This is a genomic window from Tardiphaga sp. 813_E8_N1_3 (assembly GCF_051811025.1).
In the GTDB taxonomy this organism is placed as follows: domain Bacteria; phylum Pseudomonadota; class Alphaproteobacteria; order Rhizobiales; family Xanthobacteraceae; genus Tardiphaga.
Window position 1 is genome coordinate 4825603 of record NZ_JBPWQE010000001.1, and the last position, 12402, is coordinate 4838004.

The following is a 12402-nucleotide window of genomic DNA, read 5'->3' on the forward strand; positions in this document are numbered from 1 at the left end:
ATCCATTCCCTATTTCGGCTGACGCTCGTGGCTATTCTGCGGCGCATCAAATGCGCCGCAGAAGCGAATTCTGGCGGAAAGGCGGCAGAGTTGGGCGGGAATGCGCGCTTGGGATGACAGTGAACCAAAACACATCAGATTCCCTGAAAAATGCAAAACTTCCACGCCATTTCCAGCAGCGATACATTCGTTGCTTCCGCTGGATAATATTCAGTCAGCCATTTCATTGACTGGAATCGCACTGAACGTAGCTTTGATGCACGCCATTGCATCAGAGAAAATGACCATGACCACCGCCTCCCCTACGCGTCGTTTGCTATCAACGCTCGTCGCCACAGTCTTCAGCGCAGCGCTCGCCACCTCCGCTTTCGCAGCCGACCAGATCACGCTGCGCGTCGGCGACCAGAAGGGCGGCAACCGTTCGCTGCTGGAAGCAGCCGGACTCACCAAGGACCTACCTTACAAAATCCAGTGGTCGGAATTTCCTGCGGCCGCGCCGATCCTCGAAGCCATCAATGCCGGTGCGCTCGATGTCGGCCACACCGGCGACCTTGCTTTCCTCTCGGTCTATGCCAACGGCTCGCCGATCAAGGCGATCGGCGGCGTGCGCGCCAATGCGGATACACAGGCGATCCTGGTGCGCAACGATTCACCGATCAAGACCGCGGCCGATCTCAAGGGTAAGCGCCTCGCCGGTACGCGCGGCGGCTGGGGCCAGTTCCTGATTGACGCGACGCTGGAGAAGGCCGGCTACAAGATCACCGATGCGACCTTCGCACCGCTCGGCCCCGTCGATGCCAAGATTGCGCTGGTCGCCGGCTCCATCGATGGCTGGGCGGTGTGGGAGCCTTATGTCTCCTATGCCGTGCTGAAGGACAATGCCCGTGTCGTCGCCGACGGCACCGGTCTGACGCCGACGCTGACCTTCATCATCGCGTCCGATCAGGCCATCGCCACCAAGCGCGAGGCGATCGCCGACTTCCTGCGGCGTCTCGACAAAGCGCGTAACTGGTCGCGCGAGCACATCGAGGACTATGCAAAGAACACCGCCGAACTGACCAAGCTGCCGGAAGACGTTCTGCTGCGCGCCTACAAGGCACAGGACACGCGACCAATCGCCATCGACGATGGCGTGGTGAAGGAGTTCCAGGAAGCGTCCGACCGCGCCACACGCTACGGAATCCTGTCGAAGCAGGTCGATGTCAGCAAGGCCGTCGACCGCAGCTTCACGCAGACTGCGCCGGCGTCGAACTAGCTGGCTGGTGTGCGGCGAGAATGCGCATCGTGGCAATCGCCGCGATCAGCGACAACAGTGTGGCGACGCTGAACAGCGTCCCATAGCCGAGCAGATCGGCAATACGGCCCGACAGCATCGAGCCGATGAAGTAGATGATCAGCTGGGCACAGGCGAGAATCGTGAAGTCGGTGCCCGGCTGTTCTTTCGAGGCCGCGGCCATGAACAGGCTGTAGAGCGCAACGATCTCCATATAACGGATCAACGTCTGGAACCCGGCCGCTCCGAAGATTGGCCAGATGCCGGTGACCACGCCCAACGCATGCGCCGTGAACAGCGCAAAGCAGATGGTGCGGAGAATGCCCAGCAGGCCCAGCGTCCAGCCGGTGCCGCAGCGTTGCAACAGCCATGCCGCACCGGCCGCGCCTGCGAGACCCGCCGTCGTCGCAGCACCACCGGAGAGATAACCGATCTGTTTGAGCGGCACGCCGGCATCGACGAGATAGCTGCCCTCCATCGCCTTCACGAGGCCTTCGCTCATCCGGTAGATCAGCGCGATCCACAGGATGTTGCGCACTTCGCGTCGACGCAGGAAGGCCATCACCGACGGGCGCGGCTTCGCTGAGTCGATCTGCCCGGCATCTTCCTCGCGCATCGCGAAGGCTGCAAAGAGCGGGATCAGCGAGAAGCCGGCGATGGTCAACAGCATGCCGGTCCAGCCGATATGCGCATACAGCACGAGGCCGAGCGTGCCGCCGATCACCACACCGAATGCGACCGATCCGCCCTGAATGGCGTTGCCGATGGCACGATCCTCCGGCGCGAGATATTTCGCCGCATAGCCATCGGTAGCGATGTCCTGGGTCGAGATCAGCAGCGAACCGAACAGGCCAACCGCGATGATGCCCCAGATATTCGTCGCGCCGAGCGGGATCAGACACAGCAGGCTGATGATCACGCCGGTCTGCGTCACGATCACCCAGCCCGCGCGATGTGCGCGCGCGAAGGGACGAATGCGATCGACCACCGGCGCCCAGAAGAACTTCAGCAGCAACGGCAGGAACCAGAGACTGAGATAGCCGATCTCGCTGCGCGACACGCCCGCCTCGCGCATGATCGGTGGCAGGGCCGCCACGAACAGATAGGACGGGATCGCCTGCGCGAGATACAGCCCCCCGAGGACGACGAACAGGCGCTTGCGTCCCATGATCGCGACCGGCGCGGCTGCATGAAGCTCGACGGTGCTCATGCTATGCCTCGATGTCCGGCGAGAAAGGCGCGCGCGGCGCTCTCGTCCTCAAGCGCCACCAGCGGCATCGGCCACAGCTTCCGAAAGGTCTCTTCCATCTTCTTGTTCGCCCCCGGCCGCACGATCGCCACGGCACGGCAGCGCGCGGAGATATGGCCGCGCGTCGCCTTGAACCACAGCGCCTGCTCACGCTCGCCGGCGACAGACAGTTTCCCACCGCCCCCGAACACGGTCAGAAGTTCAAACGGCGCATCGTGTTCGCCGACCCGAACCAGCGCATCCAGATAGTCGCGCTCGTCCGTGTCAGCGTAAGGCGGCAGAAACCGTAGCGTCAGCAGGCTTCCTGAAATGTCCAGATCGACCATGATGGCAATTCGAACTCCCTGGGAAGTGGCCTTGGAAGGTTTGTCTTGTTTGAGCGTGATCTGATCCGAAAGCCGGCGACCACTTTTCGGGATCACGCCCTAGAATGTCTTGCGATAGCCGACCGTCACGGTGCGGCCCCAGGAATAGACCGGCAGGTTGCGCACCGACGTCGCGGTCGGATTCTGCAATTCCGCATCGAACAGGTTGTTGACGGCAGCATAGGCCTCGCCGCCATAGACTGGCCCGCTCAGCGCAGCATTCATCGTGAAGCCGCCTTCGAGGGGATAGATCGTGTTAGCAAGGTTGATGCCGCGGTTACGAGCGGCATAACCCTCGCCCTCGAGGCGCAGCTTGATGCCGTTGTCGAAACGATAGTCGCCAAAGATCAGGCCGCGCACCGGGCTGCCGATCCGGTTGTTAGGAAGCCAGCTATCGAGCACGCCATCCTTGTTGCTGTCGAAGCGACCTTCCTTGTAGCCGATGGTGGTTCCGAGCGTGAAATTCCGGTTGATCGCCATTTCGCCGATATATTCGACGCCGTAGATCATTTCCTTCTGCTGCGAAATCAGGTTGGTGACCGGATCGAACGTCACGCCCTTCTCGGACGTGCTGACAAAGCCGGTGATGCTGCCCTTGTAGGGGCCGTCGCCGCCGCGAATACCGATCTCGTAATTGTTGACGATCTGGGCTTCCGGCGCGATCGAGGTGAAGGAGATGGTCTGGCGCGCCAGCGGCAGGCAGTTCGGCGTCGCCACCGGACAGGCAAAGGCCGTGGATGACAGACCGGCGCGGCGCGTATATGCGCCGACATCAGGCAGCGCATAGCCCTGCGAGAAACCGCCGAACAGATCGATCTTGTTGTTCAGCTTGAAGGTCGCGCCGAGATTGTAGGTCGGCGACGCATATTCGTATTGGCCGCCAATAACGTTGAGCGGCGGAAGAACGAAGCGCGTCACCGGCGAAATCGCAGCATAGGCGGCCGGACGCAGGAAGTCGTCGACGCTGAGATCGAAATGCTCGTAGCGAACGCCGCCGCGCGCGGTCAGGCGATCGGTGATCGGGACTTGCACCAATGCAAATCCGGCGGTCGTGACCTGGGTCAGCGGCGTGAACACGTCGCGGCCATCCGTCAATGTCTGCCATGTCTTGTCATGGACGACGTCCGTGCCCCAGGTCACCTTGGCACCGTTCCAGATGCGGTCGAGCGGCGTATCGATCGTCAGGTTGACGCCACCGCGCTCGGAATAGAGCGTGGTCTGGTTAGCCGGGCTGGTCGGGCTCAGCGGGTTGCCGGAATAATAGACCAGCGAGTTATAGGGATAGGAGAATTCCGAATAGTTGAAGCGCTTCTTGATGTCATTGTAGAAGCCGACCACGCTGAGATTGCCGAGCACGAAGTCCGTATCGCTGTAGCGGAGCTGGAACGAGCGCGAATCTTCCAACACGCTCTGCCCGGTATAGGGCTTGGTGAAATCCGGCTTCGCATAGGCGCCCGAATAGTCGGTGAGATATTTCGGCGTCTGGTCGAGATAGAACTGGCTGATCGAGGCTTCGATGCGCTTGCCGCCATCAAAGTCGTAACCGATCTTGCCAAGGAAATTTCCGCTGGCGAGACGATCGCCACCGCCCTGGCCGAGCATCGCGTCCGATGGCTGTTCACGGCCCGCACCATCATAAGTCTTCTGCGCACCGCGACCGCTGCCGACGAACACATAATCGATACCATTGGTGTGCTTGCCGCTGACGCTTGCCGACAGCTCCGGTGCCAGCGAACCGCCGGGATCGGCAGTGAAGGTGCGCAGCGCCGTGTTGACGCTGACGCGCGGACCGCCCGGCTGCGCTTTCTTGGTGACGAAATTCACCGTACCGCCTGTCGCCCCGGCGCCATACAGGCTCGATGCACCAGCGACCAGTTCGATGCGCTCGACGGAATTCAGATCGATCAGCGACAGAACACGCGAGACGTCGCGGAGCGGCGTCGTCAGCGGCACGCCGTCCATCAGCACCAGGAGGTCGCGGCCACGATAGCTTTCGGAAGCGCCGGAGATAGTCTGGTTCGATACCGAGAAGCCCGGCAGAAATTTGGCCAGCAGCGCGGATGCGCTGCCGCTCTGCTTGAGCTGTTCGTCGATTTCCTTTTGGTCGATCACTTGCACGGTCTGCGGAATATCCGAAATCGAGCGCTGCGCACGCGCGGCCGTTACCGTGATCTCGTCGAGCGTGACGCCCGCGCTCTGCTGCGCAACAGCCTGCGAAGACATGAGCCCGACTGCGGGGATGAGAAGGAACTGGCTGTAACGCATGAGCTGGGAGTCTTCCGTATGTTCGTGGCGACGAAGCACTGGGGAAATCGAGCCGGTCAATTCGACCGAGGCCTCAGCAGTTTGGAATCAATGTAAATTCCAGCCGCGGCTTTACTCTTCTTACGCCCGCGCATTCCGTCTATCGTCACAGCGATACGGCACAGCCCATTGCATGACTTGGACTCGGTGAATTGATAGTCGGACTGGAGCGAACGAAGCGGTTTGGATTCGATGCTGTGGCAAACGTGCATCAGTCGCGGTCTTCATCCTGCGTCGATGCCGCTCCAGATTGCCCCCTCGTCCCGCTCTGGCTGGTTGCCGACGATATCGATGACACCCTGCGTAAGCCGCTTGAGAGCCGCCTGCCGTGGAAGACCGTGCAGCGCAATTCGCTGGGATCGTTTCGTACGGCGCCTTTCCAGTCGAAGGCGATCCTGCGGATGCAGCCGCATCTCGGACTGATGTCATGCTTCGATCCGGCGCCGCTCTGGACCGTGCCCGACGACGAGACGATCGACAACTCGCCGCAGGATATCCTGGTGCTGCGGCCGTCCGACGGCGTTGTGATCGTCCAGCAGGATGGTCAGCGCCAGACATGCATGCCGCGCGAGGCGATCATTCTCGATCCCGGCCGCGCTACCACCTTCATCATGAATGATGTGAGCCGCGTCGACTGCCTGCTGCTCCCCGGCAATGGCCGTACCGGATTGCGCCACATCGCCCATGACAATGGCGGGCTGATCGCGCTCGGCCATTACGCCGCTGCCGTGATGCGCGGTTTGTTGCCGATGAACTCCGCGGCACTGACCGGCCTCGCCATCGACTACATGAACGGTCTCGTCGCCACGATGATCGACGAAGCCGATGCGCCGGAGCGACGCGCGACACTACGGCAGGACCGACCGACCATCAGCCTGCTATCGCTCAAGGCCGATATCGAGGCCAGCCTCAGCCAGCCGACGCTGTCACTGGAACGGCTGGCAACGACGCATGGTGTGACCGCACGCTACTTCCAGAAACTGTTCGAGGCTGAAGGCCGCACATTCTCGGATTATCTGCTGGAGCGCCGGCTCGAGCGCGCCTTCCACATGCTGCGCGACGGCAGCCGTGGGGATCGCGCCGTCAGCACCATCGCCTTCGAGGTCGGCTTCGGCGACCTCTCTTATTTCAACCGCACCTTCAAGAAGCGTTTTGGTGCCACGCCCCGCGAGATCCGTGCGCGATTTGAGACGATGCTGCTGGATACGATGCCGGACGCAGACGCCTGAGCCTCAATTCGCCTTCGCTATCGCCGTGCCTTCGCCCGGCAGGATCTCCACCGTGGCCGTACGCCCTGCGACCAGCGTGGCGCCGGCCGGCACCGGATCGAGCGCGATGCGCACCGGCACACGCTGGGCGAGGCGGACCCAGCTGAAGGTCGGGGTCACATTGGCCAACAGATTGCTGCCTTCTGCACGGTCGCGATCCTCGATGCCGGCGGCGACGCTCTCCACATGGCCGGTGAGCTTGGTTGCATCGCCCATCAAGTGAATGTGGACGGGGTCGCCGACGTGAATGCGCGACAGCTTGGTCTCCTCGAAATAGCCGTCCACATGCAGGCTCGACGTATCGACCAATGCCATCACGCCCTTGCCGGCGGTGACATAGGTGCCGGGCCGCAGGTCCATGTTGGAGATCACGCCTGACACCGGCGCGTGGATCTCGCTACGGTCGAGATTGAGCTGCGCCACCGCCTGATCGGCGATGGCCTGATCCAGTGACGCCTTGGCCAACAGTTGCGTCGCCAGCACCTGTTCCTGCTTCTGCTGCGAGACAGCAGCCGTTGTCAGTTCCTTGTAGCGCTTGAGATCAAGTTCAGCCTGCTCCAGGCTGGCCTTGCGACCGGCGACGACGGCTTCGGCTTGCTGCTGCGCCAGGGCGAAGCGCGCGCGGTCGATGCGCATGATGACATCGCCACGCGTGACCTTCTGATTGTCCTTCACCAGGATTTCCGTAACGAAGCCCGAAACATCCGGCGCCACGGTGACCACATCGGCGCGGACGCGGCCGTCGCGGGTCCACGGCGCATCCATATAATAGACCCAGAGATAGTGCCCGACGGCGAGCGCGGCGACGACGGCCAGCGCGGTGACAGCGAAACGGCGAACGAAACTCACAGTGTTTTTCATGACAGTAATCCGGAGGACAGATAGACAACGCCGCCCAACAGGCAAACGTACAGAGCAAGATCGAACAGCGCGCGGTGCCAGACATAGCGATAGAGGCCCGAGCGTTCGATCAGCGGGCGCAGCAGCGCGCCGATGGCGTAGGTGATGACCAGCCACAGCATCAGCGATGGCAACAGCACGCCGAACAGATCGACTTCATATCTCATGCGGCCACACTCCCGGCGAGAAGGCTCGGTTCGGGCAGATAGGCCGGTGTCGTCGGGAACAGACCGCGGCGAATGCCGACGAGGCCGATCAACGCGTCCGCGCGCCCTGCCCCGCGTTCGCCCATGGCTTCCGACAGCGCGTGATCGACTTTCGTCAGCAGTGGTTCCGGCATCGCACCGCCTTTGTAGTTGCGGAAGCTCACGGCCAGCTCGTCCAGCATCGTGTCCATAGCATTGAGCGTCGGTGACGACAGATGATGACGCGCCCGGCGCAGATCGACGATGTTTAGCCCGACGCGCAATTCGCGCAGGTTGTCGACAGCACGCAGCGGCGAATCCTTCAGCGCCGTCAGCCGCGGCGCGAGAAGACCGATCCGATTCAGCATCAGGCCAGCAAAGGCCGCGCGGTCCCGATTGCCGCGCTGTTCGGCGGCCTGCGCGATGGCGATCCAGCCGCGCCGCATCAAGCGCTTCACGCTCCATTCGGAGCCGACCGAGCGGATCAACTGGATCGAGATGACGGAGAGTTCGGTACCGACGAAGAAAGCCACGCTGGAATTGGCGAAACTCGCGAAGTCGGCATTGTAGGTCGTCTGCAGCGCCATCAGCGTCGCGGTATTCGCCGCCAGCAGCATGCCAATGAAGAACGTCGCCGGGCGTGCGATCAGATAACCGAACAGCAGGAACGGCGGCGCCAGCACGACCACAAGCACCTCGACATCGGTGATCGCAGGCAGGATCGCGAACAGATAGATCGCAATGATCACCATCGCGGCCAGCGTCCATTTGGCAAAGCCGCGCAAACCGACGGCAGGATCGTCCATGCTGGCGAAGAACGAGCAGCCGACCGCGGCCATGGTCGGCGCCGTCGCGCCATCGGTCCAGCCGGTGGCGATCCAGAACGCGCAGCAGACCAGGATGGTGACGAACACGCCGGCTGCGGACCACAGCGCCATGCCGTGATCAACATGCCGCACCGGCGCCACGCCGGCTTCGGCCTGAAAAGCGAGTTTGGCGCCCGGCGGGCGACCGCCCTCGGCAATCGCCTGATTGAGGACCCGACAATCCGCTGAAATATCGACGAGCTCGCGCATCCGCATCAGCAGACTGGCGATCATGATCTCGTTCCACGACGACGACGCGCTCAATTTCGGCTGCTGCGCGGCGATCATGCTGCGCAGCAGCTCGGCGGGTTCGCGATCGGTGCCATTGTCGGCAATCCAGGCCGAGACGTCGTCGATCAGAGCCATCAGGTGCGGTGAAGTCGTCCGCGCGTCTTCGCCCAGCGCGTCGATGCGATCGCCGATGGATGACAGCAGCGGCAGAAATGTCAGCATACGCGTACGCAAGGCGCGCATCCAGCGAGAGGTCTCGCGTCCGCCGAGCCGGTCATAGGCCAGATGATCGGCCAGCGTATCGATATCGACGGCATCGGCAGCAAGCTTGAGGCGCAGGTCGCGGGTCGCCGGATCGGCGCTGCGGCCGGCCAGCACGTCCTGCGTCAGTCTGCGCGCACCGGCGAGCCAGCTATCGACCCGCGCGGCAACCGCCGAACCGACACTGCGCGGCAGCAAGATTGTGGAAACAAGTGTGGCACAGAGAATGCCGACAATGATCTCCTCGCTGCGCGCCACGGCGGTATCGAAGATCGCGGCGGGTTCGTTGACCGAGGGAAAGCTGATCAGCGCACAGGTGTAGCCCGCCAACATGAACATGTAGCCGCGCGGCGTCCTATCCAGCAGCGACACATAAAGACAGAGGCCAACCCACAGCGCGATGACGAGGCTGAGCAGTTCCGGCGAATTAACGAGGTTCGGGACAAGTACCACACTGGCCGAAGCGCCAACCAGTGTGCCGATGACGCGAAACAGCGCTTTCGAACGCGTGGCGCCGGCCAGCGGCTGCGAGGCGATATAGACCGTGGCCAGCGCCCAGTAGGGCCGCGGCAGATCCATCGCAAAACCGATCAGCAGCGCCATCATGCCGGCGATGAAGGTTTTCACGGAGAAGATGATGTCGGCGTGGCGGACGAGAAACGGCGGCCGGGTAACAGCGGAGGTCATGGCAGCGCGTCCGCCTCCTCGGCGGCTTCATAGAGACGATTGGCCGATTGCTCGATCCGTCCGAGCACATCGAAGGCAATAGCGAGTTCATCGGGCGCGATGCCCTTCATCAGGTCGCCACGCAGCCGGCGCATCACGCGCCTGATTTCGTCGGCCTTGGCTTCGCCAAGCGGGGTCAGATGCAAAACCTTGGCGCGACGGTCGGTCGGATCCTCGCGGCGCTCGACCAGACCTTCGGCGGCCAGGAGATCGATCAATCGGACCACCGACGGGCCCTCGAGCCCCATTTCATCGGCGAGCACGCCCTGACGCACATTCTCCCGTCCAGGCCGCGACAGGATCAGCAGCGGATGGGCCGTGGCTTCGGACAGGCCATGCGCCGACAGGGTCTGGTCAGCCTTGCGGCGCCAGATCCGTGCCAGTCGCGCAACCAACAGGCCCAGTTCGGCCTGGATATGCGTTTGGGAGTGGGGCATGGAAATTAGATAGGATACTATTGATTAGCCTGCAATCTATTTTGTGCACCGCGTCAATCACGGTGTGGTGAGGACTGGCGGCGGGCCGAGGAGCCGGCTGGCCCGTGCCGGCGAACCGAATGCCGAAAGCATTGTCGCTGACCCGATATGGAGAATTTGCCAATGATTTCCGTGGGCCATATCTTTCAGCGATTGAAATCCCCCTTGTTTCTGCCATGTTCGCGCCCAAAGCAGGCATCGGGTAGTGTTCTCCAGCGCGCGAATCTCCATCGCGCGGATGCTCCATTTGAAAGCGGCAAAGGAATTCCATGGCGAAGCCAGCAGTGATTGTCGTCGGCGCGGACAAAGGCGGGGTCGGCAAGACCACGGTGTCGCGGACGGTTCTGGATTATTTCAGCGCCAACAATGTCGCGACGCGCGCCTTCGACACCGAGGCGCCACGCGGTACGCTGAAGCGGTTCCATTCGGACATCACCGAAATCGTCGACATGACGACCACGGCCGACCAGATGAAGATCTTCGATACGCTGAACAGCGCGTCCCCCTCGGTGACAGTGATCGACGTCCGCGCAGGCCTGCTGTCGCGGGCGCTGGCCGATCTGCGTGACATCGGCTTCCTCGATGCCGCCAAGTCCGGCCAGATCACCTTCGCCGTGTTTCACATCCTGGGCCCGTCGATCGCGTCCCTGGACGAGATCGCCGAGACCGCCGGCTTCATGGACGGCGCCAAGTATTTCTTGGTGAAGAATTTCATCAACAACACCAGCTTCTTCGAATGGGACCAGGCGACCTACAACTCGTATTTCCACAAGATCAAGGGCGCCACCGAGATCACCATCCCCAAACTGAACGAAATGGCCTATGAGCAGGTCGAAGTGTCCAGCGTGCCGTTCCTGAAATTCGTCGCCAATAAGGGACCGCATGACGAGACCGCAAACTATTCGTTCGTGCTGCGCGGCTATGTCCGGCACTGGCTGGCCAATGTCTGGAGCGAATTCGACCGCATCAAGCTGACCGACATTGTCCACGACAAGCCCGGCGCCCGCAGCCCCGGCGAGAAGTAAGTCCATTTAACGATTGGAGCGGCGTCGGATTCGCCTGATATTGCGCCGATGCGACGTACGCCCGTTTATATCATCTGTTCGACGCGACCGATGGTCGGTAAGACCCTCGTCGCGCGCCTGTTGTGCGAATTCCTGAAGCTGCAGCGCGGCGACGTCATCGGTTTCGATGTCAGCCTGAAAGAACCGTCGCTGCTGGATTTCCTTCCGAAGCTGACCGAGACCGCCGATATCGGCGACACATTTGGCAAGATGTCGCTGATGGACCGACTCATCATCAACGACGACATGGCCAAGGTGATCGACCTCGGCTATTTCGCCTTCGACGAATTCTTCAAAATGACCGGCGAGATCGGTTTCGCCAAGGAAGCCGCACGCCGCGGCGTGGCGCCCATCGTGTTCTTCATGGGCGACAGCGACCGCGCCTCATTGCGCGGCTACGAGATGCTGCAGCAGCAGTTCATCCGCAACTCGCTCTATGTGATCGACAACGAACACGTGCTGCGCGGCGAAATCCCGGTGGCGCTGGCCCAGGGCCGCATGCTGCGCATCGCGGCGCTGCCGCCTTTTCTCAAGACCTATATCGACCGGCTGAATTTCTCCTTCACCGGCTATTTGCGCTCGGAGCAGGATTCATCCACCGAGCTGCATCAGTGGATTCGGAAGAACTACTTCGCGTTCCGCGAGATCGAGCTGGGTTTGCTGCTGCAGGGGTCGTGACGGGCAATCAATGCCCGTCGAACGTCATCAGCGTGCGCACCGGCACATTCATCGCGCGCAGCTTCGCTGCGCCGCCGAGATCCGGCAGGTCGATGATGAAACAGGCGGCCATCACTTCAGCACCGATCTGGCGCATCAGTTTGACCGCACCTTCAGCTGTGCCGCCGGTGGCGATGAGATCATCGACCAGAATGACGCGCTCACCGGGCTTGATGGCGTCGGCATGCACTTCCATCTCGTCGATGCCGTATTCGAGAGAGTAAGCGATGCGCACGGTGGTGTGCGGCAGCTTGCCCTTCTTACGGATCGGCACGAAACCGGCCGACAACTGATGCGCCACCGCGCCGCCGATGATGAAGCCGCGCGCTTCCATGCCGGCGACCTTGTCGATCTTCAGCCCCGCCCAGGGCTGCACCAGCTCATCCACCGCGCGGCGGAACGAGCGCGCATCACCCAGTAGTGTGGTGATGTCGCGAAACAGGATACCCGGCTTCGGATAATCCACAATGGTGCGGACGGAGGCTTTGAGATCGTGCGCGAGTTCGGGTGTCATCAG

12 protein-coding genes are annotated in these 12402 nt (G+C 62.0%); 4 read left to right on the forward strand and 8 right to left on the reverse strand.

Annotated elements, in window-relative coordinates:
- The first annotated feature begins 286 nt into the window (after positions 1-286).
- Positions 287-1255, forward strand: a complete 969-nt coding sequence (locus AB8A33_RS22895) for an ABC transporter substrate-binding protein (protein ID WP_439094855.1) — start codon at positions 287-289, stop codon at positions 1253-1255.
- On the opposite strand, the gene AB8A33_RS22900 is transcribed toward AB8A33_RS22895, so the two are convergent.
- The 3 genes from AB8A33_RS22900 to AB8A33_RS22910 all read right to left on the reverse strand — a co-directional run bounded on the left by AB8A33_RS22900 (position 1227) and on the right by AB8A33_RS22910 (position 5110).
- A complete protein-coding gene (locus AB8A33_RS22900) occupies positions 1227-2483 on the reverse strand; it encodes an MFS transporter (RefSeq protein ID WP_439094856.1) in 1257 nt (418 codons plus the stop codon). The two genes, AB8A33_RS22895 and AB8A33_RS22900, sit on opposite strands and share 29 nt — an antisense overlap.
- On the reverse strand, positions 2480-2848 hold the full coding sequence (locus AB8A33_RS22905; RefSeq protein WP_439094857.1) for a hypothetical protein: 369 nt from the start codon (positions 2846-2848) through the stop codon (positions 2480-2482). Before AB8A33_RS22905 ends, AB8A33_RS22900 begins: the two co-directional genes overlap by 4 nt.
- Before the next feature lie 99 nt (positions 2849-2947).
- On the reverse strand, positions 2948-5110 hold the full coding sequence (locus AB8A33_RS22910; RefSeq protein ID WP_439094858.1) for a TonB-dependent receptor: 2163 nt from the start codon (positions 5108-5110) through the stop codon (positions 2948-2950).
- A 278-nt stretch (positions 5111-5388) separates the two neighbouring features.
- On the opposite strand from AB8A33_RS22910, the gene AB8A33_RS22915 reads away from it, so the two are divergent.
- Positions 5389-6420, forward strand: a complete 1032-nt coding sequence (locus tag AB8A33_RS22915; protein WP_439094859.1) for a helix-turn-helix transcriptional regulator — start codon at positions 5389-5391, stop codon at positions 6418-6420.
- A 3-nt stretch (positions 6421-6423) separates the two neighbouring features.
- Here the strand turns inward: AB8A33_RS22915 and AB8A33_RS22920 are convergent, their stop codons facing one another.
- The 4 genes from AB8A33_RS22920 to AB8A33_RS22935 are packed head-to-tail and all read right to left on the reverse strand — an operon-like array spanning position 6424 to position 10065.
- Positions 6424-7320 carry an efflux RND transporter periplasmic adaptor subunit gene (locus AB8A33_RS22920; protein WP_439094860.1) on the reverse strand — a complete coding sequence of 299 codons (897 nt, stop codon included), beginning with the start codon at positions 7318-7320 and terminating at the stop codon, positions 6424-6426.
- Positions 7317-7526, reverse strand: coding sequence for a DUF1656 domain-containing protein (locus AB8A33_RS22925; protein WP_439079314.1), 210 nt, complete (start codon positions 7524-7526; stop codon positions 7317-7319). The genes AB8A33_RS22920 and AB8A33_RS22925 overlap by 4 nt, the downstream gene beginning before the upstream one ends.
- Complete coding sequence (locus AB8A33_RS22930) at positions 7523-9589, reverse strand: FUSC family protein (RefSeq protein ID WP_439094861.1); 2067 nt, start codon at positions 9587-9589, stop codon at positions 7523-7525. The genes AB8A33_RS22925 and AB8A33_RS22930 overlap by 4 nt, the downstream gene beginning before the upstream one ends.
- The gene (locus tag AB8A33_RS22935) at positions 9586-10065 is read right to left on the reverse strand and encodes a MarR family winged helix-turn-helix transcriptional regulator (protein WP_439094862.1); all 480 of its coding nucleotides are present in this window, start codon (positions 10063-10065) and stop codon (positions 9586-9588) included. The genes AB8A33_RS22930 and AB8A33_RS22935 overlap by 4 nt, the downstream gene beginning before the upstream one ends.
- Before the next feature lie 308 nt (positions 10066-10373).
- Here AB8A33_RS22935 and AB8A33_RS22940 point away from each other — a divergent pair, with 308 nt between their 5' ends.
- Positions 10374-11129 carry a hypothetical protein gene (locus tag AB8A33_RS22940; RefSeq protein WP_439094863.1) on the forward strand — a complete coding sequence of 252 codons (756 nt, stop codon included), beginning with the start codon at positions 10374-10376 and terminating at the stop codon, positions 11127-11129.
- Positions 11130-11177: 48 nt separating this feature from the next.
- Positions 11178-11846, forward strand: coding sequence for a hypothetical protein (locus AB8A33_RS22945; RefSeq protein WP_439094864.1), 669 nt, complete (start codon positions 11178-11180; stop codon positions 11844-11846).
- Positions 11847-11853: 7 nt separating this feature from the next.
- On the opposite strand, the gene AB8A33_RS22950 is transcribed toward AB8A33_RS22945, so the two are convergent.
- Entirely contained in the window at positions 11854-12399 is a 546-nt protein-coding gene (locus AB8A33_RS22950) for an adenine phosphoribosyltransferase (RefSeq protein WP_068733118.1), read from the reverse strand.
- Between the last annotated feature and the right edge of the window lie 3 nt (positions 12400-12402).